The following is a 24,697-nucleotide window of genomic DNA, read 5'->3' as shown; positions in this document are numbered from 1 at the left end:
ATTCGGTGATGGACGTGCCGCTCGCCGAGGCCGACCCGGAGGTCGCGGCGGCGATCGGCGCGGAGACGCGCCGCCAGCGGTCCACCCTGGAGATGATCGCCTCGGAGAACTTCGCGCCCGTCTCTGTCATGCAGGCGCAGGGCTCGGTGCTCACCAACAAGTACGCGGAGGGCTACCCGGGCAGGCGCTACTACGGCGGCTGTGAGCACGTCGACGTGATCGAGCGGCTGGCGATCGACCGGGTGAAGGCGCTGTTCGGCGCCGAGGCCGCGAACGTGCAGCCCCACTCGGGGGCGCAGGCCAACGCGGCGGCCATGTCCGCGCTGCTCGAACCGGGTGACACCATCCTCGGTCTCGACCTCGCGCACGGCGGTCACCTCACCCACGGCATGCGGATCAACTTCTCCGGCCGGCTCTACAACGTCGTGGCCTACCACGTGCGCGAGAGCGACAGCCTCGTGGACATGGACGAGGTCGAGCGGCTCGCCCGCGAGCACCGGCCCAAGCTGATCATCGCGGGCTGGTCGGCCTATCCCCGCCACCTCGACTTCGCGGCGTTCCGGCGGATCGCCGACGAGGTCGGGGCGTACCTGATGGTGGACATGGCGCACTTCGCCGGGCTGGTCGCGGCGGGGCTGCACCCGTCGCCCGTCCCGCACGCGCACGTCGTCACCACGACCACGCACAAGACGCTCGGCGGGCCCAGGGGCGGGGTGATCCTGTCCACCGAGGACCTGGCGAAGAAGATCAACTCGTCGGTGTTCCCGGGCCAGCAGGGCGGCCCGCTCGAGCACGTCGTCGCGGCCAAGGCCGTCGCGTTCAGGATCGCGGCGGGGGAGTGGTTCCGCGACCGGCAACGCCGCACGCTGGAGGGCGCGCGGATCCTCGCCGACCGGCTGCTCGCCCCCGACGCCGCCGAGGCGGGCGTACGCGTGCTGTCCGGCGGGACGGACGTCCACCTGGTGCTGGTCGACCTGCGCGCGTCGGAGCTGGACGGCCGCCAGGCCGAGGACCTGCTCCACGAGGCCGGGATCACGGTCAACCGCAACGCGGTGCCGTTCGACCCCCGGCCCCCGATGGTCACCTCGGGGCTGCGGATCGGCACCCCTGCCCTGGCCACCCGGGGCTTCGCCCGCCCCGAGTTCGCGGAGGTGTCGGACGTCATCGCCCAGGCGCTGCGTCCCGGCGCCGACCTGACGGCCCTGCGCGCCCGGGTCGAGGCGCTCGCGGCCAAGCACCCGCTCTACCCCGGCATGAACGGAGAGACTCGGTGAGTCCCGGAACTCAAGGGCGCAGGACGCCGGGAGCCGACCTCCCCGATCACCCCGACCGGCTGTGGCGCTCGGCCGAGCCCAGGCGCGCGTACGACGTGGTGATCGTCGGCGGCGGCGGCCACGGCCTGGCCACGGCCTACTACCTGGCCAAGAACCACGGGATCACCGACGTCGCGGTGCTGGAGCGCGGATGGCTCGCGGGCGGCAACATGGCCCGCAACACCACGATCATCCGGTCCAACTACCTGTGGGACGAGAGCGCGGGCATCTACGAGCACGCGCTGAAGCTGTGGGAGGGCCTGGAGGAGGACCTCGGCTACCCCCTGCTGTTCAGCCAGCGCGGCGTGCTCAACCTCGCGCACAGCCTGCAGGACGTGCGCGACAGCGTGCGCCGGGTCAACGCCAACCGGCTCAACGGCGTGGACGCCGAGTGGCTGACGCCGGAGCAGGTCAAGGAGGTCTGCCCGATCGTCGACGTCTCGCCCGATGTGCGCTACCCGGTGCTCGGCGGCACCTACCAGCCCAGGGCGGGCATTGCCAAGCACGACTACGTCGCGTGGGGCTTCGCCAAGGCGGCGGCCGACCTCGGGGTCGACATGATCGAGCACTGCGAGGTGACCGGACTCGACGTGCGCGACGGCCGGGTGACCGGCGTCCAGACCACCCGCGGCCCCATCGCCGCCAAGAGGGTCGCGCTCGCCGCCGCCGGGCACTCGTCGGTCGTCGCCGGGCACGCCGGGGTGTCGCTGCCGCTGCAGAGCCACCCGCTGCAGGCGCTGGTGTCGGAACTGCTGGAGCCGGTGCACCCCACCGTCGTCATGTCGAACGCGGTCCACGTGTACGTGAGCCAGGCGCACAAGGGCGAACTGGTCATGGGCGCGGGCATCGACGCGGCCAACTCCTACCGGCAGCGCGGCGCGTTCCACATCATCGAGCGGCAGATGTCGGCCGCGCTGGAGCTTTTCCCGGTCTTCGCCCGGGCGCACGTGCTGCGGACCTGGGGCGGCGTGGTGGACGTGACCCCCGACGCCTCGCCGATCGTCGGGCTCACCCCCGTCGAGGACCTGTACGTCAACTGCGGGTGGGGCACCGGCGGCTTCAAGGCCACGCCGGGCGTCGGCTGGTGCTTCGCCCACACCGTCGCCACGGGCGAGCCACACCCGCTCAACGCCCCCTTCTCCCTTGAGCGGTTCACCACGGGGAAGCTCGTCGACGAGCACGGCGCAGCCGCCGTCGCGCACTGATACGGAGAGGTACATGCTGCTGATCCCCTGCCCGTGGTGCGGGCCCAGGGACGAGGCCGAGTTCCACTACGGGGGGCAGGCCCACGTCGCCTACCCGGAGGAGCCCGCCGCCCTCTCCGACGAGGAGTGGGCCCGCTACCTGTTCTTCCGTGACAACCCCAAGGGCCTGTTCGCGGAGCGGTGGAGCCACGCCGCCGGGTGCCGCCGCTGGTTCAACGCCGTACGCGACACCGCCACCAACGAGGTCCACGCCGTCTACCGGGTGGGCGAGCCGCGGCCGGTGATCGCATGAGCGAGCGAAGCGAGCAAACCAGCAGGGCCGGGCAGCCCTACCGTCGCGAGGGCGCGACGGGCAAGACGCTGCGCTTCCGGTTCGACGGCCGGGACTACGAGGGCCTGGAGGGCGACACGCTGGCCTCGGCGCTGCTGGCCAACGGCGTGCGCGCGGTGGCGAGCAGCATCAGGTTCGGCCGTCCGCGCGGCGTGTACGCCGCGGGCAGCGAGGAGCCGAACGCGCTCGTGCAGATCGAGGAGCCCTTCCCCGAGCCCATGCTCCAGGCGACGACCGTCGAACTGTACGACGGACTGGTCGCCACGGGCCTGCCGGGGCAGGGCAGGCTGGCCGACCGCCCCGACCCCGCCCGCTACGACGCCGTGCACGCCCATTGCGACGTGCTCGTCGTGGGGGCGGGACCGGCCGGCATCGCCGCGGCCGGCGTGGCCGCGCGGGCCGGCGCCCGGGTGATCCTGGCCGACGAGCGGCCCGAGCCGGGCGGCAGCCTGCTCGGCACCGCCGAGACACTGGACGGCAGGCCCGGCCGTGAGTGGGCGGCCCGGGAGGTCGCCGCGCTGGCCGCACTGCCGGAGGTGCGCGTGCTGCGCCGCACCACCGTGCTCGGCCACTACGACGACAACTACGTGGTCGCGGTCGAGCGCCGGACGAACCACCTGGGCGCCGCCGCCCCCGCCGGCGTGGCGCGCGAGCGCGTGTGGCGGATCCGCGCCAAGCGCGTGGTGCTGGCGACCGGCGGCCACGAGCGGTTCGTCGCCTTCGCGGGCAACGACCTGCCCGGGGTGATGCTGGCCGGCGCGGCACGCGCGTACGCGAACCACCACCGCGTCCTGCCCGGACGCCGGGCGGTCGTGTTCACCACCAACGACAGCGCGTACGCCGCGGCGCTCGACCTCGCCGGCGCCGGGGTGGAGATCGCCGCGATCGCCGACGTACGGCAGGCCCCCGGCGAGACGTGGGCCGCGCGCTGCGCCGAGCGCGGCATCGAGGTCCTGACCGGGCACGTGGTCACCGCCGCCAGGGGCGAGGGCGAGGTCTCCTCGGTCGACGTCGCTCCGCGCCCGGAAGCACAGGGCTCGGGCGGCGAGGCCCGGGAGATCCCCGCCGACCTGCTGCTCGTGTCCGGCGGCTGGACACCGGTGGCGCACCTGTTCAGCCAGGCCGGGGGCACGCTGCGGTACGACGAGGCGCTGGGCGCGTTCACCCCCGGCGAGACCCGCCAGGCGGTGGAGGCCGCCGGCTTCGCCCGGGGCGTGGCGACGCTGCGCGGCTGCCTGGAGGACGGCGCGGAGGCGGGCCGCCGCGCGCTCGCCGGAGCCGGTCTCACCGCGCCGCCCGAGATCGACGTCCCCGCCGCAGAGGAGGAGCCCGCCGCCGCGCCCGCCGAGCATGTGTGGCTCGTGGAGAGCGGCGACTACGGCACGCACTTCGTGGACCTGCAGCGGGACGTCACGGTGGGAGAGGTGCTGCGCGCGGTCGGCGCGGGCCTCAGCTCGGTCGAGCACGTCAAGCGCTACACCACGGCGGGCACCGCGCACGACCAGGGCAAGACGTCCGGCCTGCTGACCAGCGGCGTCGTGGCGCACGCGCTCGGCGTCGACGTCGCGGAACTCGGGACCACGACGTTCCGCGCGCCGTACACGCCGGTCTCGTTCGCCGCGCTCGCGGGCCGGGACCGGGGGCCGCTGCACGACCCGGTCCGCGTCACCGCGATGCACGAGTGGCACGTCGCGCGCGGGGCGCTGTTCGAGAACGTCGGGCAGTGGAAGCGGCCCTGGTACTACCCGCAGCATGGTGAGGACCCGGGTGAGGACATGGAGGCCGCCGTGCTGCGCGAGTGCCGGGCGGCGCGCGAGGACGTCGCGGCGATGGACGCATCCACGCTCGGCAAGATCGAGGTGGTCGGCCCGGACGCGGCCGTGCTGCTCGACCGGCTCTACACGAACATGATGAGCACGCTCAAGGTCGGCTCTATCCGCTACGGCGTGATGTGCCGCCCCGACGGCATGGTCTTCGACGACGGCACCGTCATCCGCCTGGCGGACGACCGCTTCCTCGTCACCACGACCACGGGCAACGCGGCGGCGGTGCTCGACTGGATGGAGGAGTGGCTGCAGACCGAGTGGCCCGGCCTGCGGGCGCACTGCACCTCGGTCACCGAGCAGTGGGCCACCGTCGCGCTCGTCGGGCCGCGCTCCCGCGAGGTGCTGGCGCGGCTCGCCCCCGGCCTCGCGGTGGACAACCCGAGCTTCCCGTTCATGACGTGGCGGGACGCCGAGGTCGCCGGGATCGGGGCGCGGGTCTGCCGGATCAGCTTCTCCGGCGAACTGGCCTACGAGATCAACGTGTCCTCCTGGGCCGGGCTCGCCCTGTGGGAGTCGATCATGGCGTCCGGCGAGGTCACGCCGTACGGGACCGAGACCATGCACGTCCTGCGCGCGGAGAAGGGGTTCCCCATCGTCGGCCAGGACACCGACGGCACGGTCACGCCGCAGGACCTCGGCATGGAGTGGATCGTGTCGAAGAAGAAGGCCGACTTCGTCGGCAAGCGGTCCTTCGCCCGGGCGGACACCTCCAGGCCAGACCGCAAGCACCTGGTCGGCCTGCTGCCGGAGGACCCCGGCGTGCTGCTGCCCGAGGGCGCTCACCTCGTGGAGACCTCGGCGCTGCCCGAGCCGCCGGTGCCGACGCTCGGCTTCGTCACCTCCAGCTACCGCAGCGCCGCGCTGGGCCGTACGTTCGCGCTCGCGCTGGTGAGCGGCGGGCGCGAGCGGGCCGGTGAACGGCTGTACGCGCCGGTCGGGGCGGACCTGGTGCCCGTCACCGTGACGTCCCACGTGCTGTACGACCCGGAAGGAGCGCGCCGCGATGGCTGAGCCGACGGTTGTGCGCAGGAGTCCGGCCGCGGCGTTCGCGGCGAGGTTCGAGGCGGCGAGCGCGGGCGGCGGCCTGCGCCTGGCCGAGATCCCCTTCCTGTCCCAGATCAACCTCCGGGTGGACCCCAAGAGCCCGGCGGCGGAGCGCATCGGGACGGCGATCGGGGTGCCGCTGCCGATGGAGCCCGGCACCGCGGCGGGCGGCGGCGACCTGGAGGTCCTGTGGCTCGGGCCGGACGAGTGGCTGGTGCTGGGCCCTGACGGCGCCGCCCCCGGCCTGGTGGAGCGGCTCACCGAGGCGGCGGCCGGCGAGCACGTGTCGGTGGTCGACGTGTCGGCCCAGCGCACCACCCTGGTGGTCGCGGGGGAGCGGGCGCGGGACGTGCTGGCCCACGGCTGCGCCCTGGACCTGCATCCCCGGGCGTTCGGCCCGGGCCGGTGCGCCCAGACCACGCTGGCGAGGACCGGAGTCGTCCTGGTCGCGGACGAGGACGGCTTCCGGCTGCTGGTCCGCTCGTCCTTCGCCGCGTACGCCGCGGAGTGGCTGCTGGACGCGTCCGTGGAGTACGTCAAGCCCCCGGCCAGGGAGGCCGGACCGGCCTGACGACGGGCGGTGGTCCTGCCGGTGAGGCACGTGACATACCATCGAGGGCGCTCGAAGGAGGGCAGTCCGCACCCCGGTGGGAGATCATGTTCCGCACGCTGATGAAGTCGAAGATCCACCGCGCCACCGTCACGCAGGCCGATCTGCACTACGTCGGCTCGGTGACGATCGACGCGGACCTGATGGCCGAGGCCGATCTCGTCGAGGGCGAGAAGGTCGACATCGTGGACATCGACAACGGCAACCGCCTGTCCACCTACGTGATCGAGGGCCCGGCGGGCTCCGGCGTCATCGGCATCAACGGCGCGGCCGCCCGCCTCATCTCGGTCGGCGACCTCGTGATCATCATCGCGTACGCGCTGGTCGCCGAGGACGAGGTCAAGGCGCTCAAGCCCCGCGTCGTCTTCGTGGACAAGGACAACAGGCCGCTGCACGTGGGCTCCGACCCCGCCGCCGTGCCCGACGGCATGGGCCTGACCCCCGGCGACCTCGCCCCGCCCGCCCTTCCCTGACCCGACTTGCCCACCCCAGGCGCGGCCAGCGATGGCAAATGGCGAAACGTAACGTGGTTGGTCCGTTACTCTTCGGCGTGTGACCCCCGCACATGCTACGACCTACACTCGCGACATGAGTGAGAACGCGTTCGAGGTGCCGCTGGACGAGGCCGATGGCCACCTGCCCGACGTCATCGCCGCCGCTGCCCAGCGACACACGATCGCCTATCTCACTGATCAGGGTCGCCGAGTCGCCGCCATCGTGCCGACGGACGAAGCCTGGTACTGGACGCCCGGGTGGCAAGAGGCCGAGGCCGAGGCCGAGGCCGATATCCGAGAGGGTCGGATCCGATCCTTCGACAGCATGGATGATCTCTTCGCGGAAATAGACGCGGTCCGCGGACTTCGCCTCGCCTGACGGCAGGGCGACGTTCGAGTTCGACACGGCCGATGACGGTTCACCCCTCCTTCGCTGGCGCCGCATCGGTGATCATTCCATTTACGACCGGCCTTGACGTCGGCTGCTGCCGGTCCGGGCGGGTGGGGCTGCCGGTCAGAGGAGGGTCATCTGGCCGGTGCCGGCCAGGGGGTCGCGGTGCTTGCGCAGGTGCCGCCACCGGGGGAGGTCGTCGAGGTACGACCACGACAGCCGGTGGTGCGGTGTCGGTCCCGTCTCCGCCAGCGCCTGCTGGTGCACGGGGGAGGGGTAGCCCGCGTTGGCGGCGAAGCCGTACGCCGGGTGCGCCTCGCCGATCTCCGCCATCATGCGGTCGCGGTGGACCTTGGCCAGCACCGACGCGGCGGCCACCGACACCGACCGCTGGTCGGCCTTGACCTCGCAGCGCACCCGCCACGGCCGGCCGAGGAAGTCGTGCGCGCCGTCGAGGAGCACCACGTCGGGCCGTAGTGGCAGGGCCTCCAGAGCCCGGCACGCGGCCCGGCGCAGCGCCTCGGTCATGCCGACCTCGTCGATCTCCTCCGGACCCGACTCGCCGTACGCGTGGCAGGTGACCCAGCCCGGCAGGACCGCGGCGAACGCCTCACGCTGGGCCGGGCCGAGCAGCTTGGAGTCGGTCAGCCGGACCGTGCGCTCCCCGCGTCCTGCCAGCTCGGGCGGCGGGCCGAAGGCGGTGACGGCGGCGCAGACCACCACCGGGCCCGCCCACGCGCCGCGGCCCACCTCGTCCACGCCCGCGATGTGGATCGCCCCCGCCGCGCGCAGCTCGTCTTCGATCTCGTATCCGGCCGCCCGCCGCGGTGGCGCGGCGGGCGCGGATTCGGCACCGGTCTCAAGCCCGGGCAAGGCGTCGGTCATGCCGCCATCATCCCAGGAGCCCGCGCGCTGATCCCGGTGGTTCGCTCAGGAGCAGGTGGTGCCGTTGAGGGTGAAGGCGGCCGGGCTGGCGTTCGTACCGGTGTAGGTGCCGTTGAAGCCGATGTAGACCGACCGGCCGGGCTGGATGGTCTTGTTCCAGTCGAGGTTGGCGGCGGTGACGTTCGCTCCGGTCTGGGTCCAGGTGGCCGACCAGCCGGGCGGGGTGACCTTCTGGGTGCCGGGGAAGGTGAACGCCAGGGTCCAGCCGTTGATCGCGGTGGTGCCGGTGTTGGTGATCGTCAGGGACGTGGTGAACCCGCCGCCCCAGGTGGTGGGCGCGTACGTCACCTTGCACGCGGTATCGGACGGGGTCGGGCTGGGCGAGGACGTCCCGCCGGGCTGCGCGACGGCGGTGTACGGCGCCGAGGGGAGGCTGAGGTTGCCGGCGGCGTCGCGGGCCACGACCTGGAAGGTATACGGCCGGCCGCCTTCGAGGCCGGTGACGATGTCGCGGGGAGTGGCGTTCTCGCCTTCGTAGGCGTAGCCGTGCTCGGTCCGCCGGAACAGGTCGTACCGAGGTGGCACGCCGCTGTTGTCGCTGACGGTGTTCCAGGTCAGGTAGACCCCGCCGGGCACGGACATCCCGCTCGAGGCGGTCAGCCCCGTCGGCGTGCCGGGTGGCGTGGTGTCGGTCCCCGGGCTCGGGCTGGCGCCCGGGGGCTCCACCATGGCCCGCTGGCGGACCAGGTCGGAGGGCCCGCTCAGGTTGCCCGCGGCGTCCTTCGCCACGACGTAGAACAGGTAGTCGCGTCCGGGGGTGAGGTCGCCCACGATCGCGAGGACCTTGTCGTCGGACTGGTTGGAGACCTGGGCCGGCACCTTGCTGAAGGCGCCGTCGATCCAGGCGTACACGTCGTAGCCGGAGACCGCCACGTTGTCGGTGGAGCGGGTCCACGTCAGGCCCGCCGCTCCGTTGACGTAGACGCTGTACGGTCCCAGCCCCTCCGGACGGGTCGGCGGCGTCGTGTCCACCGGAGCGGACGGGGACGGGCTGGGCGGGGGAGCGGACGGCGACATGCCGCTGAGATAGTTCGCGGCCTGCGTCACCTCGTTGGACGGCGGGCCGGCGTTCCCGGCCGCGTCCCTGGCGATGACCCGGAACGTGTACAACTGCCCAAGGGTGAGGCCGCTGACGATGGAACCCGGGTCGGTCGTCGTACGGATGGCCGTGAAGACGCCGTCCTGCTTGACCTGGACGTCGTAGCCGGTCACCCCGACGTCGTCGGTGGCGGCGCCCCAGCACAACGACACGCCGACGCCGAGGCTCGACCCGGGCGCGCCGGGCAGCGGGCAGTGGAACAGTGTCCCCGGAGCGCTGGGCGGGGTGGTGTCCGCGCTGCCGGCGGCGGGTGCGGCGGACGCGGCGAGCGAGAGCCCGGCGCCCAGAACCGCTGCGACCGAACGAAGGCCCTTCAGGGGCATGTGGTTCACCTTTCTGATTGGGACGGCCCGGCGCGTCGCAGGACGCACCGGGCCGAGGCTGGATCAGGAGCAGGTGGTGCCGTTGAGGGTGAAGGCGGACGGGCTGGGGTTGGCGCCGGTGTAGGTGCCCTGGAAGCCGATCTGGGTGGACTGGCCGGGGTTGATGGTCCGGTTCCAGTCGAGGTTGACGGCGGTGACGCTGGTGCCGGTCTGGGTCCAGGTGGCCGACCAGCCGGGCGGGCTGATCTTCTGGGTGCCGGGGAAGGTGAACGCCAGGCTCCAGCCGTTGATCGCGGTGGTGCCGGTGTTGGCGATCGTGATGTTCGTGGTGAACCCGCCGCCCCAGTCGTTGGGCGTGTACGTCACCTTGCAGCCGGCCCCAGCAGAGGGAGAAGGCGACGGACTGGGGGACGGAGACCGGGTCGGGGACGGGCTGGGGGAAGGCCAGCCGCTCTGGGCGGTCGCGGTGAGCGTGGCCGAGGGCTGGCTGGTGTTTCCGGCCGCGTCCCTGGCCACCACGTAGAAGGTGTAGCTCGTGCCGGCGACCAGTCCGTCCGCGACGTGGAGGGTCATGGTGGTCGAGCCGATCTTGGTGAAGCCGGTGCCCTGCCGCATGTACACGTCGTAGCCCGTGACGCCGGTGTCGTCGGTCGAGGCGTTCCAGCACATCGGCACCGCGTTGGTGAAGTCCGCCCCGCAGACCCACAGCCCGGTCGGCGCGCTCGGCGGCGTCGTGTCCACCGGAGCGGACGGCGACGGGCTGGGCGGGGGTGCGGACGGCGACATGCCGCTGAGATAGTTCGCGGCGTGCGTCACCTCGTTGGACGGCGGGCCGGCGTTCCCGGCCGCGTCCTTGGCGATGATCCGGAAGGTGTACAACTGCCCGAGGGTGAGGCCGCTGACGATGGAACCCGTGCTGGTCGTCGTGCGGATGGCCGTGAAGACGCCGTTCTGCTTGATCTGGACGTCGTAGCCGGTCACGCCGACGTCGTCGGTGGCGGCGCCCCAGCACAGCGACACGCCGACGCCGAGGTTCGATCCGGGCGCGCCGGGCAGCGGGCAGTTGAAGAGCGTCCCCGGAGCGCTGGGCGGGGTGGTGTCCGCGCTGCCGGCGGCGGGTGCGGCGGACGCGGCGAGCGAGAGCCCGGCGCCCAGGACCGCTGCGACCGAACGAAGGCCCTTCATGGGCATGTGGTTCACCTTTCTGACGGGGGCGGCCCGGCGCGTCGCAGGACGCACCGGGCCGCGGGGGGTTCAGGAGCAGGTGGTGCCGTTGAGGGTGAATGCGGACGGGCTGGGGTTGGCGCCGGTGTAGGTGCCCTGGAAGCCGATCTGGGTGGACTGGCCGGGGTTGATGGTCCGGTTCCAGTCGAGGTTGACGGCGGTGACGCTGGTGCCGCTCTGGGTCCAGGTGGCGGACCAGCCGGGCGGGCTGATCTTCTGATTACCGGAGAAGGTGAACTTCAGCGTCCAGCCGTTGATCGCGGTGGTGCCGGTGTTGGCGATCGTGATGGTCGTGGTGAACCCGCCGCCCCAGTCGTTGGGTGTGTACGTCACCTTGCAACCCGCGCCAGCCGACGCGGACGGCGACGGCGACGGGCTGGGAGAGGGGGACGGGCTGGGAGAGGGAGACGGGCTGGGAGAGGGGGACGGGCTGGGAGAAGGAGACAGGCTCGGTGAGGGGCTGGGTGAAGGCATGCTGCTCTGGGCGGTCGCGGTCAGCGTGGCCGAGGGCTCGCTGGTGTTGCCGGCGGCGTCCCTGGCCACCACGTAGAACGTGTACGAGTTCCCGGGCGTCAGGCCGCCCGCGTAGTAGATCCTTTGCGTGGTCGACCCGAACTTGACGAATTCGGTGCCCTGTTGGATGTAGACGTCGTATGCGACGTATCCGGAGTCGTCGGTCGAGGCGCTCCAGCACATGGGCACCGCGCCCTGGAAGTGGTAATCGCACACGTGCAGATTCGTAGGCTGGGTCGGCGGCGTGGTGTCCACCGGAGAAGGCGAGGCGGACGGCGACGCCGACGGCGAGGGGCTGGGCGAGGCGGTGCCGCCGGGCGGCGTGCCCCAGATGAGGCGGCCGTCGTTGCCGTAGAGGGTCATGTGGTCCGCGCCCTTGGCCGACCAGTCGTTGGACGGGTCCCAGGACGCGCCGTCGGCGACGCCGATGCGGAGTTGCACCTCGCGGCGGAACTCCGACTGGCCGCCGGGGAAGATGAGCGTCCCGGTGCAGTCGACCTCGGCGTAGTAGGTGCGGCCCTCGAGCAGGTGCGGCCCGGTGGGCTGCTTGCACTGCGTGTACGACGAGCTCACCGTGACCTGGCTCGCCATGGTCGAGCCGTCGAGCGTGAAGTAGTAGCGGAACTTCGCCTTGTCGAGCACGGTCGCCGGCCAGGCCGACTTGTTGATGACGAACGTCTTGGCCGCGGTCTCCCGGGATGTGTGGGTGATCGTCGGCTCCAGGTAGAACTCGGGGCCGTCGGGCGTCTCGCGCGGGAGCGTGGCCAGGGGCGTGCCGCCGTACTTGCCGTAGAGGACGGCGAGCGAGCTGGTGATGCCGGAGTTGAAGTCGAGCGCGACCTCGTTCTTCACGTAGTCGCCGCGGCTGTCGGTGTAGGCGTCGGTGCCGTCGGGGCCGCCCACGAGTGCGCCGTACAGGATGTGCCTGCTGACGGCGGGCTCGCTGTCCGGGCCGGCGTTCGTCCAGGCGCCGTGCGCGCCGCGGTGGTGCGGGTTGCGCGGCGGATTGGTGCCAAAACCGATCATGTAGCTGGAGCGGCGCGGGTTGTCGCCGAGCGCGTAGTCGACCTGCCGCTTGCCGAAGTCGTGATAGCGGGAGTAGAGCGGGTCGCCGGAGCCGAGGAAGTCGGCGTACCTCATCGCGACGAAGGCCGTGTTGGCGGCCATGCGCAGCGAGGCCCAGTAGAAGATGTAGGCGAGGCCGCCCGGGGTGATCGTGCCCTTCTTGCCCTTGTAGCCGACCGTCCAGTAGTCGAGGTAGCGCTGGACGTCGTCCTTGTACTTCTGCTCGCCGGTGAGCTCGGCCATCTGCTCGTAGACGGCGTACTGCTTGTCGTTCCAGCCGAAGCCGAAGTTGAACACCGGCACCTGGACGCCGTTGCTTCCCGGGTCCTCCTGCGTGCCCATCTTGGGGTAGAACTCGCGCGCCCGGTCGAGGTAGCTCGCGGTTCCGGTGGCCCGGTAGAGCCAGACGGAGGCCCAGGCCAGCTCGTCCCAGTACATCTTGGTCGCGCCCTCGACCTGGCCGCCCTCGCCGGTGGAGTTGTAGAAGCCCTGCGCGGCGCTGACGCAGTTCACGTACGCCGTGTCCCGGCCGTTCGTGCCCTTGGTCGTGTCGGCGAACGTGAACAGCTGCTTGGCGTGGGTGAGCAGCGTGTCGGCGTAGGCGGGGTCGGTGGGCCGGAAGACGACCGACGACGCGGCCATCGCGGCGGCGGTCTCGGCGGCGACGTCGGTCCCCGGGCACGACGCGGTGATCTTGTAGACCGGCCGCTTGTGGCCCTTGGCCTCCACGGTCTCCGGCGCGCCCCAGTAGGAGTGGTCCTCACCGCCGTCGCCGACCTGGACGTAAAGGACGTTCGGCTCGGGGTGGGCGTTGATGAAGTAGTCGTTCGACTGCCGGAGCGTGTTCAGCAGGTACGGCAACTGGCCCGAGCGCTCGTACGCCGCCCGGTAGTCCGCGCCGCCCCAGGCCAGGGTGGTGGTCATCGACGCCATCGGGAAGCCGAACTTCACATGGTCGCCGGCGTCGTAGAAGCCGCCCGACAGGTCGACCCCCGCGGACTTGCCGTCGTTGACGGTCGAGTCCGCGCGCCAGGTCACCCGGTTGGTGGACGGGAGGCGCCCCGACTCCTGCGCCTCGTAGAACAGGAACGACTTCTGCAGCGCCTCGCCGTAGTTGAAGGTGGCGGCCGCAACGGGGGTGGAAGTCGAGGTGACGGCCAGCAGGGCGCCGGCCAGTGCGGTCGCCGTGCTCGCGCTCAGCAGCCGTCGCGGTAGTCGCATCACGTGCCCCTCGAAAGGACGACGGGCCGGCCCCGCCGTGCGGGGCCGCCCCGGAAGCGGGCGGGACGATCTCGGGAAGGCTCCCGCCCGGATCGTGTGTACGCGAGGCGGCCCGATCCAAGCACGCTCCGGTCACGGAGACGTACCACCAGGTCGGAGCGGGGAAGGCAGGTCGCGGAGCTGAAACTTTCAGCTCGCCGCCCACCGGCGCGATCGGCAGCCGGCGGGCGGCGGCTCGGGCGGCTACGCCTGTACGGGGGCGGGTGAGTACGACTCGACGTCGTCGTGCCGTATCCGGTGGATCAGCGTGTCCAGCGCCCAGGCGCCGGGCCCGAAGACGGCGATGAGGAAGAACGACCAGCAGAACATGGCTGCGGCCTCGCCGCCGTTCAGGAGCGGGAACAGGTCCTGGGGCGCGTGGACCACGAAGTAGGCGTACGCCATGGAGCCCGAGCAGAGCAGCGCGCTGACGCGGGTGAGCAGCCCGGCGAGCACGAGCGCCCCGAACACCAGCTGGATCGCGGCCGCCCACCAGCTCGGCCACGTGCCGAACGGCACGGCCTGGCCGGTTCCGCGGGCGCCGCCCAGCACGCCGAAGATCGTCGCCACACCGTGGCAGACGAACAGCAGCCCCGTCACCATGCGGAATAGCGAGAGGACCGGTCCGCGGATCTGTTCCGCTTTCATGTGATCACCTTTCTTGTCGTGCGTGCGGGATGGGCGTCGCCGCGTACGCGTGATCGCGCTCCGGGCAGCCCAAGGGAACGCGCCGGGAAAGAACCGGCGAAAGGGAAAAGGGAAAACTCCGGCCGCGCCTATCAGGAGTCAGGGCACAGTAAACAGGCCGTCATTTCCGTCGTCCCGTGGCTCACATTGTCGGCGAATGAGATGTCAGGCGGCGGGAAGCCGCGCGGGCGCGTGCCCAAGACGCGGATCACCTGGTCAAAGCCTGAAGAACACAGCGTCGTCGCTGATCGTGCAGTGTTTCGCCCGTGGACCACGGCGGCCGCTCATCCGCTTATTCAACGTTGAATACGCGTAGGCGGCGTAGCACAAAGATTGCTTATGCAGGCGCCACTAGTCAAGGGTTCAAGTATTTTTCTGTCAGGTTCCTGTCACGAGTCGTCGATACGCGCGTGGCGCGTCCCGGTCACCTGCCGCTTTTTCGATGGATGCTCCGCCGAATTCCGGGAGCCCGCCTGAAACTTTCTTCGGAACGCCTTCGTGACCAGCGGGTCACCTGGTCCACAGGCACTCCTGCGCCGTGCGCACCAGCGCCATCAACTCGGCCGACAGCCGTTCGCCCCGCCATGCCAGCGCGTACGTCAGGCGGAGGTCGTCCGCGTCCAGGGGGACGAAGGCGACGTCGTCCCTGCGGACGGAGGTGACGATCAGGAGCGGAGCAGGCAGCAGGCCGACGCCGGCCGCGACCAGGTCGAGCGCGGCGGCGAAGTCGTCGATCTCGTCCGCGACGACGTGCCGCCGGTGCGGCGGGACGCGGGCGGCGAGCCGTGCCCACACCCCGCCGGGCGGGCGTTCGCGCGGCATCAGCACCCGGCCGCGCGTCAGCCGCTCCGGCCGCAGGCAGGGCAGGCCGGCGAGCGGATCGCCGGCCGGCACGGCCAGGTGACCGACGGGCACGTGGAAACGGGCGGCCGTGGTCAGCTCCCGGGGGAAGGGCGCCGCGAGGACGGCCGCGGTCACCTCGCCGGCGGCGAGGGCCGCGACGGCGGCGGCACGGCCGGCCGGGCGCAACTCCACCTCGGCCGGGGGATCGTGGCGCGCCATCCGGCGGGCGATCCGCGCCGCGAGGCCGCCGGCGAGCGGGGGATAGGCCAGGCGGACGCCGCCGCCCTCGGTCGCCGCCAGCCGTCTCGCCTCGGCCGAGAAGACGGCCGCCGACTCCAGCAGTGCCTCGGCGTGCGGCAGCAGCGCCTTGCCGGCCGGTGACAGGTGGACCTCACGGCTCGTCCGCTCGAACAGGCGGACGCCTAGCACGCGCTCGAGACGGCCGACGGCCTGGCTCGCGGCGGGCTGGGAGACGCCCAGCTCGGCGGCGGCGCGGGAGAAGCTGAGGTGCCGGGCGACGACGGCGAAGCAGCCGATGTCGCGCAGCGGCGGGCCGGAGTCCACGCTCCAGTATGGGAGATCAGCCGGGCCGGCGCAGCCGCAGGTCGTAGCCCGTCTGGCGGTAGAACGTCAACTGGTCGTAGTAGACCCGCCCGCTGGCGAACACGCCGTCGTCGCCCATCGTGTACGCGCTCGCCGCGGGGACGACCACGCGGCGGCCGGTGCCCATGACCTCCGTGCCGCCCGGCAGCAGCAGCGGGCCGGTGTGGGTGCCGTTGAACGTCCACTCCACGACGACGGTGTCGTCGAGGACCGCCTGTGCGGTGGACTCGTTGCGCAGGTCGGGAAACGCGATGAAGAGCTGCCGGAAGTACCAGCCGATCTGCTCGTGACCCTCCGTCACCCCCGCGGGCGTCACGAAGACGGCCCTCGGGGTGAAGCAACGGACCAGCCGCTCCTCGTCGTGGTGGTTGATCGCGTCCGCGAGGGTCTCGATCAGCACGGCGATCTCGGCCATCGGTCTCCCACCCCCTCCTGGAACTCCTACCCCTGGCGACGGACGACGACGCCGGGGCGCGCGGCCCCAGGGCTCAGTGGGGGGCCGGATGAGGGCTCAGGGCTTGCGGGCGACGCCGCACAGCGCGTCGACCTCGGGCGCCTCACCGAACTGGCTGGGCTCGAGCCGCCACCGCGACACCGACACCACACCGGGCTCCAGCAGCGTGAGACCGTCGAAGAAGCGCGCGATCTGCTCGGGCGTACGCAGCCGGTAGGGGTCGCCGCCCTCGCGGCGGATGCGCTCCGCCTCGTCGGCGGCATCGGGCGCGACGACCTTCGTGCCGTCCTCGAACACCAGGTGGCTGCCGGACGGCAGGGCGTCCATGAGGTGACGCACGATGCCGTACGCCTCCTCGTCGTCGATCACCTGGCCCATGATCCCCAGCAACATGAGCGCCACCGGCTCGCCGAAGTCGAGCGTCTTCGACGCCGCCCGCAGGATCTTGTCCGGGTCGCGTACGTCGGCCTCGATGTAGTCGGTCACGCCGGGCGGGCTGCTGGTCAGCAGGGCGTTGGCGTGCACCAGCACCAGGGGGTCGTTGTCGACGTACACGACCCTCGACTCCGGCGCCACCCGCTGGGCCACCTGGTGGGTGTTGTCGGCGGTCGGCAGGCCGGTGCCGATGTCGAGGAACTGCCGGATACCGGCCTCGCCCGCCAGGTGCCGTACGGCACGGCCGAGGAAGCCCCGCGACTGCCGGGCGATGTCCACGATGCCGGGGTAGGCCTGCTGGATCTGCGCGCCGAGTTCCCGGTCGACGGTGAAGTGGTCCTTGCCGCCCAGGAAGTAGTTCCAGATGCGCGCCGAGTGGGGCACGCTCGTGTCGAGTGTGGGACGGTGCTCCTCGCCGGGGCCGTCCGCCGGGACTTCGCTCACCGGTCCTCCTACCGTCGGGATGATCACTCCACACCCTAGATAGTCGGGCGTCCCGGTGCGAAAGCCGCACCGGCATGCCGGTGCGCACGATCTGGTGATCAACGGCCGGGAGCCCAAGCCGTCGCACGCGGACGACTACGCCTGGCTACTCGAAGCCCTGCGCGCTCATCCCTGAGCCTTGGCACGGCCGGTCGAAGCGGAACGTCCGGACGCCGCCGCCCGGCTCAGACCCGGGCGCCGCCGTCGACCCGAAGGACGGCGCCGGTCACGAAGGAGGAGCGGTCGCTCAGCAGCCACGCGGCGGCCTCGGCGATCTCGGCGGGGTCGGCTCCCCGGCGCAGCGGGGTGTGCGCCTTGAGCCGCTCCTGGAGACCCGGGGACTCCGCCTCCCAGGCGCGGATCATCTCGGTGAGCGTGTTGCCGGGAGCGATCGCGTTGACGCGGATGCCCTCGGGGCCGTAGGTAACGGCGGCCGACTCGGTGAGGCTGTTGACCGCCCGCTTCATCGCCCCGTACGCCGGAAGCTCAGGGTTGCCTCCCCAACTGCCGACGGACGAGTTGTTGACGATGGCGCCCGTGCCCGCGGTGGCCCGGATCGCCTCCACCTCCGCGGCCATGGCCAGCCAGACGCCCTTGAGGTTCACGGAGTAGAGCAGGTCGAAGTCGGCCTCGGCCAGCCGGTCCATCGGGCCGGGCGGCTGGCTGACCGCCCCGTTGTTGAACGCGACGTCGAGCCGGCCGTACAGGTCCACGGCGCGGCGCACGGCGGCCCGCACGCTCGCCGCGTCGGCCAGGTCGCACACGACGTGGTCCGCGGTGCCGCCCGCCGCCCGGATCTCCTCGGTCACGGCCTTGAGCTGGGTCTCGGTCCGGGCCGCGAGCAGCACCCGGGCGCCCTCCCAGGCGAACAGCCGCGCCGCCGCGGCTCCGATGCCGCGTCCCGCGCCGCTGATGAAGGCGACCTTGCCGGCCAGCAGGCCCGAGGCGGTGGGAAAAGTGCCAGTGGTCGTTGTGTCAGTGGTCGTTGTGTCAGTGGTCGTTGTGTCCATGGCATCTGAGCCTTCTCCGGCTCGCGCGGCCGATCCAGGCACCGGTTGTACCTGGATCGCCGTCGCGCTTCGCGCACACTGAAAGGTGTGGACCGTAGAGAACTGGCCGAATTCCTCCGCAGCAGGCGTGAGCGGATCACCCCTGCCGACGTGGGACTGCCCGCCGGGCCCCGGCGCCGCACCCCCGGGCTGCGTCGTGAGGAGGTGGCGCGGCTGGCCTTCATCTCGGTCGAGTACTACACCCGGCTGGAGCAGGCCCGCGGTCCGCGTCCGTCCGGCGAGGTGCTGTCGGGGCTGGCCCGGGCCCTGCGCCTGTCGGACGTGGAGCGCACCCACCTCCACCACCTCGCCGGCGCCTCGCTCGCCGCGCCGCCCGGGCCCCCGCGCGAGGTGCGGCAGAGCATCCTGGACCTGCTGCGGAGGCTGCCGCAGACCGCCGCGTTCGTGACGTCGGCGACGCTGGAGGTGCTCGCCTGGAACGACCTGGCCGCCGCCCTGATGGAGGACTTCTCCGCCCTGCCGCCGCGTGACCGCAATCTGGTGCGCCGCGTCTTCATCGGGCCGCACCACGAGGGACGGCGGTTGTACGGGGCCTCCGACGCCGACGAGTTCGCCCGCCACGCGGCCCGGCGCCTGCGGGCCGCCGCCGCTCGCTACCCCGGCGCGCCCGAGGTGACCGAGCTGGTGGACGAGCTCCTCGCCAAGAGCGACGAGTTCGCGCGGCTGTGGCGGTCCCACGACGTGGGGAGCGGACGCACTCTGTGCAAGACCTTCGCGCACCCGATGGTCGGCCAGGTCACCGTCAACTGCGACGTCCTCGACATCGCCGACCGCGACCAGCAGATGGTGATCTACACCGCCGTGCCCGGTTCGCCGTCGGAGGAGGCGCTCCGGCTGCTGTCGGTGATCGGCACGCAGCGCATGGACGTCCCCCACTGACCGTGCGGCCTCGCCGCTTATGAATGCCGGCGGCTTATCAGGACGACGGCGAGCTGATCCATAAGCACCGGCAATGGATCGGGCGGGAGCGGGTCCGGCGCGGAGAGGATGCGTGGCGTCCTGTCCGACGAACGAGGAGTCGTGATGACGTCGTCTTTTCCCGCGTCGACCGTGCTGGGGTATCCGCGGATCGGCCCGGACCGGGAGCTGAAGCGGGCACTGGAGGCGTACTGGGAGGGGCGCGCGGACCGGCGAGACCTGGAGAGCACGGCACGGTCGCTGCGGGAGGACACCTGGCGGCGGCTCGCCGGGCTGGGCCTGGACGGGCTGCCGTCGAACACCTTCTCCTACTACGACCAGGTGCTCGACACGGCGGTGCTGCTCGGGGCGGTGCCGGAGCGTTACCGGCAGGCCGACGACCTGGCGACCTACTTCGCGATGGCCCGCGGCGCCGACGGGCTCGCCCCGCTGCGCATGACCAAGTGGTTCGACACCAACTACCACTACATCGTCCCCGAGATCGGTCCGGAGACGGTCTTCTCCCTCGACGCGGCCAAGCCGCTGGCCGAGGTGCGCGAGGCCCGCGCCCTGGGCCTGGAGACCCGGCCGGTGGTGGTCGGGCCGGTGACGTTCCTGCTGCTGGCGCAGGCCTCCCCGGACAGCCCTGACGGCTTCGCCCCGCTCGACCGGCTGGACGACGTCGTCGAGGTGTACGCGCGGCTGCTGGCGGACTTGGCCGCGGAGGGCGTCGGCTGGGTGCAACTAGACGAGCCCGCCCTGGTCGCCGACCGCACCCCCGCCGAACTGGCCGCGGCAGGAACGGCGTACAGACGGCTCGGACGGCTGGAGCACCGGCCCGCGCTGCTGGTGGCGTCCTACTTCGGGGATCTCGGCGACGCGTTGCCGGTGCTGGCGGGGACGCCGGTCGAGGCCGTCGCGCTGGACCTCGTCCGGGGCACGGGCCACGGGATCGAGGCGCTGGCCGGCAAGACGGTCGTCGCCGGTGTGGTGTCGGGCCGCGACGTCTGGCGCACCGACACGGACCGGGCCCTGGCCACCCTGCTCGCGGTGCGGGAGCGCGCGGGCCGGGTGGCGGTGGGCACGTCGTGCTCGCTGCTGCACGTGCCGTACGACGTGGAGCGGGAGACCGGTCTCGATCCCTCGCTGCGGGAGCGGCTGGCGTTCGCCGAGCAGAAGGTCGCCGAGGTGGCCGGGCTGACGCGCCTGCTCGCCGCCGCATCTGGCCCGCACCTGCCCGGCTCTCATCTGCCCGGCGAATCCGTGGTCCAGGGCCGTCCGCCCGCGTACGGACGCCGGACCGGGCAGGGCCGGGCCCCCTACCCCGTACGGGCGGCGGCGCAGGCGGAACACCTCAAGCTGCCGCTTCTCCCTGTCACCACGATCGGCTCGTTCCCGCAGACGGGAGCGCTGCGCGGGGCCAGGGCCGCGCTGGCGGCCGGGGAGATCGGCGAGGCGGCGTACGAGAGCGTGGTCCGCACCGAGATCGAGCGGGTGATCGCGCTGCAGGAGCGGCTCGGGCTGGACGTCCTCGTGCACGGCGAGCCGGAGCGCAACGACATGGTGCAGTATTTCGCCGAGCATCTCGACGGCTTCGCCGTCACCCGGCACGGCTGGGTCCAGTCGTACGGCTCGCGCTGCACCCGCCCGCCGATCCTGCACGGCGACGTGGGGCGGTCCGAGCCGATCACCGTTCGCTGGGCGAGGTTCGCGCAGTCGCTCACGAGTAAGCCGGTCAAGGGCATGCTCACCGGCCCCGTGACGATCGTGGCGTGGTCGTTCGTCCGCGACGACCTGCCGCTTCGCGAGGTGGTCCTCCAGGTCGCCGACGCCGTCAGGGAGGAGGTGGCAGACCTGGAAGAGGCCGGCATCCGCGTGATCCAGGTCGACGAGCCGGCCCTGCGGGAGCTGGTGCCGCTGCGGCGGGCCGAGCAGGACACCTACCTGGAGTGGGCCGTCGCGGCCTACCGATGGGCCACCTCGGGCGCGAGCGAGCGCACGCAGATCCACACCCACCTGTGCTACTCCGACGCCGACCAGATCCTCGCCGCGATCGACGCCCTCGACGCCGACGTCACGAGCATCGAGTCGGCCCGCTCGCGGGGACGCGTGCTGGGCGTGGTCGGCGGCTTCTCCCGTGGGCTCGGACCCGGCGTCTACGACATCCACTCGCCCCGGGTGCCGGGCGTGGACGAGGTGGAGGGCCTGCTCACGGAGGCGCTGCGGGCGGTGCCTGCCGAGCGGCTCTGGGTGAACCCCGACTGCGGGCTGAAGACCCGGTCGTACGAGCAGGTCGAGGCAGCGCTCGCCAACGTGGCGGAAGCGGCGGCCCGCCTGCGTGCGCGGCACGCCTGAGCCCTCGCTCAGCGAGGCGTGCCGGAACCCCGGGGGACCACCAGGCCGGATTCGTAGGCGAACACGACGAGTTGGGCGCGGTCCCGCGCGCCCAGCTTCGTCATCGCCCTGCTGACGTGGGTCTTGGCGGTGAACGGGCTGATCACCATGTGCGCGGCGATCTCCTCGTTGGTGAGGCCGCGCGCGACCAGGGCGACGACCTCCCGTTCGCGGTTCGTGAGCTCCGCCAGGGAGGCCGTCGGCACGGCCTCCGGCGGGCGGGAGACGTACTCGCTGATCAGCGTGCGGGTGACGGCGGGGGACAGCAGGGCGTCGCCGCGCGCGGCGACCCTGATCGCCTGGAGTAGCTCCACGGGTTCGGTGTCCTTGAGCAGGAACCCGCTCGCGCCCGCGCGCAGCGCGTCGAACACGTACCGGTCGAGCCCGTAGTTGGTCAGGATCACCACCCGCGTCGCGGCCAGGCGGGGGTCGGCGGCGATGCGGCGGGTCGTCTCTATGCCGTCCATGACGGGCATCTGGATGTCCACGAGCGCGATGTCGGGCAGGTGCCGCTCGGCCAGCGCCAGGCCCCGCTCGCCGTCGCCCGCCTCGCCGACCACCTCGATGCCCTCCTCGGCGTCGAGCAGCGCCCGGAACCCGGCCCGGATGAGGGACTGGTCGTCCACGAGCAGCACTCTGATCACGCCGCGCCCTCCTCGGCCGTGGGCACGTCGTCGGACCCGGTCGCCGCGGCCGGCAGCGGCAGTTCGGCGTGGACGGTGAAACCGCCGTCCGGCCCGGGACCAGCCTGGAGCCGCCCGCCGAGCGCGGTCACCCGCTCCCGCATGCCGGTGAGTCCCACGCCCGTGCGAACAGGTCCGGGCCGCTGCGCGCCGTACGGCTCCCCGGGCAGGCCAGGGCCGTCGTCCTCGACGCGTACGACGAGGGCGCCGGGCCGGTAGCCGACGTGCACAGACGCGGAGGCGGGGCCCGCGTGCCGCGCCACGTTGGTGAGCGCCTCCTGCACGATCCGGTAGGCGGCCAGGTCGACCTCGGGCGGCAGCGCGTGGGGTGTGCCGGTGACCGCCAGCGTCGCGGGCACGCCCGCCGACCGCGCCCGCTCGACGAGTTCGGCGATCCGGCCGGCCCTGTCCGTGCCGGAGGCGTCGTCGTCGCCGGGCTCCCGCAGCACCTCGAGCGTCGCGCGCAGTTCCCGCATGGCGTCCGCGCTCGCGTCCTGGATGGCCAGCAGCGCGGGAGGCACGTCCTCGCCCCGCTTGCGCGCCAGGTGGACGGCCACCCCGGCCTGCACCTTGATGATCGAGATGCTGTGGGTGAGCGAGTCGTGCAACTCCCTGGCGATGCGCAGCCGCTCCTCGCCCGCCCGGCGCAGCGCGGCCTCCTCGCGGGTCCGCTCAGCCTCGGCGGCGCGCTGCTCGGCCTGGCGCAGGTACGCCCGCCGCTGCCGCGAGACGACCCCCGCCACGTTGGCGGCGACGAACCAGCCGAGCAGCAGGCCGACCCGGTCGACCTCCTCACGCGGGCTCCGCGCGCCGACGTCCGACAGCTCCACGAGCAGGACACCGGCGAGGTAGACCGCGCTCGCCGACGCCGCCCACACGCGCCGGCCCGCGTTCGCGGCGGAGAAGACGGCGACGATCACGGGGAAGGCGGTCGGGGTCTCGGGCGACACCCGCAGGGCATAGCCCAGCATGCAGGCCGCCGAGACGACGAGCGCGGTCACCGGCGCGGTCCGCCGCACCGCCAGGGCGGCGGCCCCGCCCACCAGGAGCAGGTAGCCGGCCACCCCCACCTGCGCGGGGCCGCTCGGCGCGCCGGGCACCAGGGTCCCGCCTACGAGCAGCGCCGCCACCGCGCCCGCGATCGCGACGTCCGAGGCGTGCGTCCCGGCGAGGCGCCGCGCGCCCGACCGGCCGTCCGGCGTTCCCGCGTCATGGGGCGCCGTCCGGTCCGGGGTAGCGGGCGGGCCGGAGGAGGACTGCCGTCCGCGATCGCCGTCCATGCGCGAAGCGTAGACCGTGACCGGTTCGCGCCGCCTCCTCCCGCCGGACCGATCCCGCGCTACTCCCGCCGGAGTACGGCGCACGCGTGCCGCCGTTCCGGGGAGCGGCGCGGAACGCCTCCCGCCGTACGACGACCGGGGACGCCGGCGCCAGGCAGGATCGGGCCCCATGACAGCACGACCGATGGGGAGGCCAGGATGCCCACGCCGTACCGCTATGTGACCCCGGTGCCGAGGGAGGCCGCGACCGGCAGGGTGGCCGAGGTGTATGCCCAGATCGCCCGGGACTTCGGCATGGCCCGCATGCCGCTGTTCATGACGCTGTCCCCGGCTCCGGACGTGCTGGCCGCCACCTGGGCCGTGCTGCGCGAGTCGCTGCTCGCCGGCCGGGCGTCGCGGGCGGGCAAGGAGGTCGTCGCCGCCGGGGTCTCGCTCGCCAACAAGTGCCCGTTCTGCGTGGACGCGCACACCGTGCTCCTGCACGCGACCGGTGAGCACCGGCTGGCCGAGACCGTGGCGCGGGGGGAGCGGCCGTCCGATGCCGGGCACGCGCGGCTGTTCGACTGGGCCACCGGCACGGCGACGGCCGGACAGGCGCCGCCGTGCCCGCCGGATCAGGCGGCCGAGCACATCGGCACGGCCCTCGCCTTCCACTTCATCAACCGCATGGTGTCGTCGCTGCTCACCGACGACCTCCTGCCCGCCGGCCTGCAGCGGTCGCGGCTCGTCCGCGGTCTGGGCGGCATGGCCATGGCCAGGACGGTGCGCCGCAGGCTGCCGGTGGGCGAGGCGCTGCCCCTGCTGCGGGGGCTGCCGCCTGGCAGGGTCAGGGCCTGGGCGGCGGGCACGCCCATCGGGACGGCGTTCGCCGCGCTGCACGCCACGGCGGGGGAGGGGGCCGCCCTCCTGGGCGGCACGGCGGGTGAGGCGGTCGTGGAGGCCGTCGCGGCCTGGGACGGCGAGCATCCTGCTCTGTCCGGCTGGCCGTCCGGCCCACTGGCGCGGGTGGCGCCCGCGGAGCGTCCCGCGGCCAGGCTCGCGTTGCTGGCCGCCCTCGCGCCCTACCGGGTGACCGACGCCGACGTCGCCGCCTGGCGGGAGACCGGGGGCGGGCGGTCCGACGCCGACCTCGTGCGACTGCTGGCGTTCGGGGCGATCACCGCCGTGTGGCGGATCGAGGCCGCCCTCGCCGTGGCGGCCACGTCCTGACCATCGGGAACTCGGC

General features: G+C 72.7%; 21 protein-coding genes and 2 pseudogenes. 11 read left to right on the top strand and 12 right to left on the bottom strand.

The window, feature by feature from the left end:
- Positions 1-8 precede the first annotated feature (8 nt).
- The 7 genes from glyA to HHX31_RS23060 all read left to right on the top strand — a co-directional run bounded on the left by glyA (position 9) and on the right by HHX31_RS23060 (position 7,202).
- A complete protein-coding gene (gene glyA / locus HHX31_RS23090; RefSeq protein ID WP_169950443.1) occupies positions 9-1,274 on the top strand; it encodes a serine hydroxymethyltransferase in 1,266 nt (421 codons plus the stop codon).
- A complete protein-coding gene (locus HHX31_RS23085; protein WP_169950415.1) occupies positions 1,271-2,518 on the top strand; it encodes a sarcosine oxidase subunit beta family protein in 1,248 nt (415 codons plus the stop codon). The genes glyA and HHX31_RS23085 overlap by 4 nt, the downstream gene beginning before the upstream one ends.
- 13 nt (positions 2,519-2,531) lie before the next feature.
- A complete protein-coding gene (locus HHX31_RS23080; protein ID WP_169950414.1) occupies positions 2,532-2,810 on the top strand; it encodes a sarcosine oxidase subunit delta in 279 nt (92 codons plus the stop codon).
- Positions 2,807-5,686, top strand: a complete 2,880-nt coding sequence (locus HHX31_RS23075) for a 2Fe-2S iron-sulfur cluster-binding protein (protein ID WP_169950413.1) — start codon at positions 2,807-2,809, stop codon at positions 5,684-5,686. Before HHX31_RS23080 ends, HHX31_RS23075 begins: the two co-directional genes overlap by 4 nt.
- Complete coding sequence (locus HHX31_RS23070) at positions 5,679-6,290, top strand: sarcosine oxidase subunit gamma (RefSeq protein ID WP_169950412.1); 612 nt, start codon at positions 5,679-5,681, stop codon at positions 6,288-6,290. Before HHX31_RS23075 ends, HHX31_RS23070 begins: the two co-directional genes overlap by 8 nt.
- Positions 6,291-6,376: 86 nt before the next feature.
- Complete coding sequence (gene panD, locus HHX31_RS23065) at positions 6,377-6,802, top strand: aspartate 1-decarboxylase (RefSeq protein ID WP_169950411.1); 426 nt, start codon at positions 6,377-6,379, stop codon at positions 6,800-6,802.
- A 115-nt stretch (positions 6,803-6,917) separates the two neighbouring features.
- The gene (locus HHX31_RS23060; RefSeq protein ID WP_169950410.1) at positions 6,918-7,202 is read left to right on the top strand and encodes a hypothetical protein; all 285 of its coding nucleotides are present in this window, start codon (positions 6,918-6,920) and stop codon (positions 7,200-7,202) included.
- A 135-nt stretch (positions 7,203-7,337) separates the two neighbouring features.
- Here the strand turns inward: HHX31_RS23060 and HHX31_RS23055 are convergent, their stop codons facing one another.
- The 4 genes and pseudogenes from HHX31_RS23055 to HHX31_RS36010 form a co-directional block, all read right to left on the bottom strand.
- Positions 7,338-8,099, bottom strand: coding sequence for a ribonuclease HII (locus HHX31_RS23055; RefSeq protein ID WP_169950409.1), 762 nt, complete (start codon positions 8,097-8,099; stop codon positions 7,338-7,340).
- 45 nt (positions 8,100-8,144) lie between these two features.
- The gene (locus tag HHX31_RS34580) at positions 8,145-9,581 is read right to left on the bottom strand and encodes a cellulose binding domain-containing protein (protein WP_169950408.1); all 1,437 of its coding nucleotides are present in this window, start codon (positions 9,579-9,581) and stop codon (positions 8,145-8,147) included.
- A gap of 63 nt (positions 9,582-9,644) precedes the next feature.
- Positions 9,645-10,772, bottom strand: coding sequence for a cellulose binding domain-containing protein (locus HHX31_RS23045; protein WP_169950407.1), 1,128 nt, complete (start codon positions 10,770-10,772; stop codon positions 9,645-9,647).
- A gap of 63 nt (positions 10,773-10,835) precedes the next feature.
- Positions 10,836-11,132 (bottom strand): annotated as a pseudogene (locus HHX31_RS36010) (cellulose binding domain-containing protein); the annotation flags it as partial.
- Here HHX31_RS36010 and HHX31_RS36005 point away from each other — a divergent pair.
- On the top strand, positions 11,092-11,355 hold the full coding sequence (locus HHX31_RS36005) for a hypothetical protein (RefSeq protein ID WP_396711507.1): 264 nt from the start codon (positions 11,092-11,094) through the stop codon (positions 11,353-11,355). The pseudogene HHX31_RS36010 and the gene HHX31_RS36005 sit on opposite strands and share 41 nt — an antisense overlap.
- Here the strand turns inward: HHX31_RS36005 and HHX31_RS23040 are convergent.
- From HHX31_RS23040 to HHX31_RS23015, 6 genes and pseudogenes are all read right to left on the bottom strand, one after another.
- Positions 11,307-13,604, bottom strand: a pseudogene (locus HHX31_RS23040) (glycoside hydrolase family 9 protein); the annotation flags it as partial. The gene HHX31_RS36005 and the pseudogene HHX31_RS23040 sit on opposite strands and share 49 nt — an antisense overlap.
- Positions 13,605-13,847: 243 nt before the next feature.
- The gene (locus tag HHX31_RS23035) at positions 13,848-14,291 is read right to left on the bottom strand and encodes a DoxX family protein (RefSeq protein WP_169950405.1); all 444 of its coding nucleotides are present in this window, start codon (positions 14,289-14,291) and stop codon (positions 13,848-13,850) included.
- Positions 14,292-14,840: 549 nt separating this feature from the next.
- Complete coding sequence (locus tag HHX31_RS23030; protein ID WP_169950404.1) at positions 14,841-15,737, bottom strand: LysR family transcriptional regulator; 897 nt, start codon at positions 15,735-15,737, stop codon at positions 14,841-14,843.
- 16 nt (positions 15,738-15,753) lie between these two features.
- Positions 15,754-16,191 carry an ester cyclase gene (locus HHX31_RS23025; RefSeq protein ID WP_169950403.1) on the bottom strand — a complete coding sequence of 146 codons (438 nt, stop codon included), beginning with the start codon at positions 16,189-16,191 and terminating at the stop codon, positions 15,754-15,756.
- Positions 16,192-16,287: 96 nt separating this feature from the next.
- Complete coding sequence (locus HHX31_RS23020; RefSeq protein WP_169950402.1) at positions 16,288-17,109, bottom strand: SAM-dependent methyltransferase; 822 nt, start codon at positions 17,107-17,109, stop codon at positions 16,288-16,290.
- Between the two features lie 224 nt (positions 17,110-17,333).
- Positions 17,334-18,158 carry an SDR family NAD(P)-dependent oxidoreductase gene (locus tag HHX31_RS23015; protein ID WP_169950401.1) on the bottom strand — a complete coding sequence of 275 codons (825 nt, stop codon included), beginning with the start codon at positions 18,156-18,158 and terminating at the stop codon, positions 17,334-17,336.
- 87 nt (positions 18,159-18,245) lie between these two features.
- On the opposite strand from HHX31_RS23015, the gene HHX31_RS23010 reads away from it, so the two are divergent.
- Together HHX31_RS23010 and metE are read left to right on the top strand one after the other, a co-directional pair.
- Positions 18,246-19,097, top strand: a complete 852-nt coding sequence (locus tag HHX31_RS23010) for a helix-turn-helix domain-containing protein (RefSeq protein WP_169950400.1) — start codon at positions 18,246-18,248, stop codon at positions 19,095-19,097.
- A 144-nt stretch (positions 19,098-19,241) separates the two neighbouring features.
- Entirely contained in the window at positions 19,242-21,470 is a 2,229-nt protein-coding gene (gene metE, locus HHX31_RS23005; RefSeq protein WP_169950399.1) for a 5-methyltetrahydropteroyltriglutamate--homocysteine S-methyltransferase, read from the top strand.
- 8 nt (positions 21,471-21,478) lie between these two features.
- Here the strand turns inward: metE and HHX31_RS23000 are convergent, their stop codons facing one another.
- Together HHX31_RS23000 and HHX31_RS22995 are read right to left on the bottom strand one after the other, a co-directional pair.
- The gene (locus HHX31_RS23000) at positions 21,479-22,153 is read right to left on the bottom strand and encodes a response regulator transcription factor (RefSeq protein WP_169950398.1); all 675 of its coding nucleotides are present in this window, start codon (positions 22,151-22,153) and stop codon (positions 21,479-21,481) included.
- Positions 22,150-23,472 carry a sensor histidine kinase gene (locus HHX31_RS22995; RefSeq protein ID WP_169950397.1) on the bottom strand — a complete coding sequence of 441 codons (1,323 nt, stop codon included), beginning with the start codon at positions 23,470-23,472 and terminating at the stop codon, positions 22,150-22,152. The genes HHX31_RS23000 and HHX31_RS22995 overlap by 4 nt, the downstream gene beginning before the upstream one ends.
- A gap of 198 nt (positions 23,473-23,670) precedes the next feature.
- Between HHX31_RS22995 and HHX31_RS22990 the strand changes: the two genes are divergently transcribed.
- Positions 23,671-24,681: a carboxymuconolactone decarboxylase family protein gene (locus HHX31_RS22990; RefSeq protein WP_169950396.1), complete on the top strand. Its 1,011-nt coding sequence runs from the start codon at positions 23,671-23,673 to the stop codon at positions 24,679-24,681.
- Positions 24,682-24,697: the final 16 nt, after the last annotated feature.

Source organism: Microbispora sp. H11081 (assembly GCF_012999535.1).
Classification (GTDB): domain Bacteria; phylum Actinomycetota; class Actinomycetes; order Streptosporangiales; family Streptosporangiaceae; genus Microbispora.
Note: the sequence above shows the minus strand (reverse complement) of the source record. Positions and strands in the feature narration are given on the sequence as shown.

Coding starts and splice junctions, on each gene's coding strand:
- glyA (WP_169950443.1), top strand. CDS start 9: ATGGACGTGCCGCTCGCCGAGGCCGACCCGGAGGTCGCGGCGGCGATC.
- HHX31_RS23080 (WP_169950414.1), top strand. CDS start 2,532: ATGCTGCTGATCCCCTGCCCGTGGTGCGGGCCCAGGGACGAGGCCGAG.
- HHX31_RS23075 (WP_169950413.1), top strand. CDS start 2,807: ATGAGCGAGCGAAGCGAGCAAACCAGCAGGGCCGGGCAGCCCTACCGT.
- HHX31_RS23070 (WP_169950412.1), top strand. CDS start 5,679: ATGGCTGAGCCGACGGTTGTGCGCAGGAGTCCGGCCGCGGCGTTCGCG.
- panD (WP_169950411.1), top strand. CDS start 6,377: ATGTTCCGCACGCTGATGAAGTCGAAGATCCACCGCGCCACCGTCACG.
- HHX31_RS23060 (WP_169950410.1), top strand. CDS start 6,918: ATGAGTGAGAACGCGTTCGAGGTGCCGCTGGACGAGGCCGATGGCCAC.
- HHX31_RS23055 (WP_169950409.1), bottom strand. CDS start 8,099: ATGACCGACGCCTTGCCCGGGCTTGAGACCGGTGCCGAATCCGCGCCC.
- HHX31_RS34580 (WP_169950408.1), bottom strand. CDS start 9,581: ATGCCCCTGAAGGGCCTTCGTTCGGTCGCAGCGGTTCTGGGCGCCGGG.
- HHX31_RS23045 (WP_169950407.1), bottom strand. CDS start 10,772: ATGCCCATGAAGGGCCTTCGTTCGGTCGCAGCGGTCCTGGGCGCCGGG.
- HHX31_RS36005 (WP_396711507.1), top strand. CDS start 11,092: ATGGTCGTGGTGAACCCGCCGCCCCAGTCGTTGGGTGTGTACGTCACC.
- HHX31_RS23035 (WP_169950405.1), bottom strand. CDS start 14,291: ATGAAAGCGGAACAGATCCGCGGACCGGTCCTCTCGCTATTCCGCATG.
- HHX31_RS23025 (WP_169950403.1), bottom strand. CDS start 16,191: ATGGCCGAGATCGCCGTGCTGATCGAGACCCTCGCGGACGCGATCAAC.
- HHX31_RS23015 (WP_169950401.1), bottom strand. CDS start 18,158: ATGGACACAACGACCACTGACACAACGACCACTGACACAACGACCACT.
- metE (WP_169950399.1), top strand. CDS start 19,242: ATGACGTCGTCTTTTCCCGCGTCGACCGTGCTGGGGTATCCGCGGATC.
- HHX31_RS22995 (WP_169950397.1), bottom strand. CDS start 23,472: ATGGACGGCGATCGCGGACGGCAGTCCTCCTCCGGCCCGCCCGCTACC.
- HHX31_RS22990 (WP_169950396.1), top strand. CDS start 23,671: ATGCCCACGCCGTACCGCTATGTGACCCCGGTGCCGAGGGAGGCCGCG.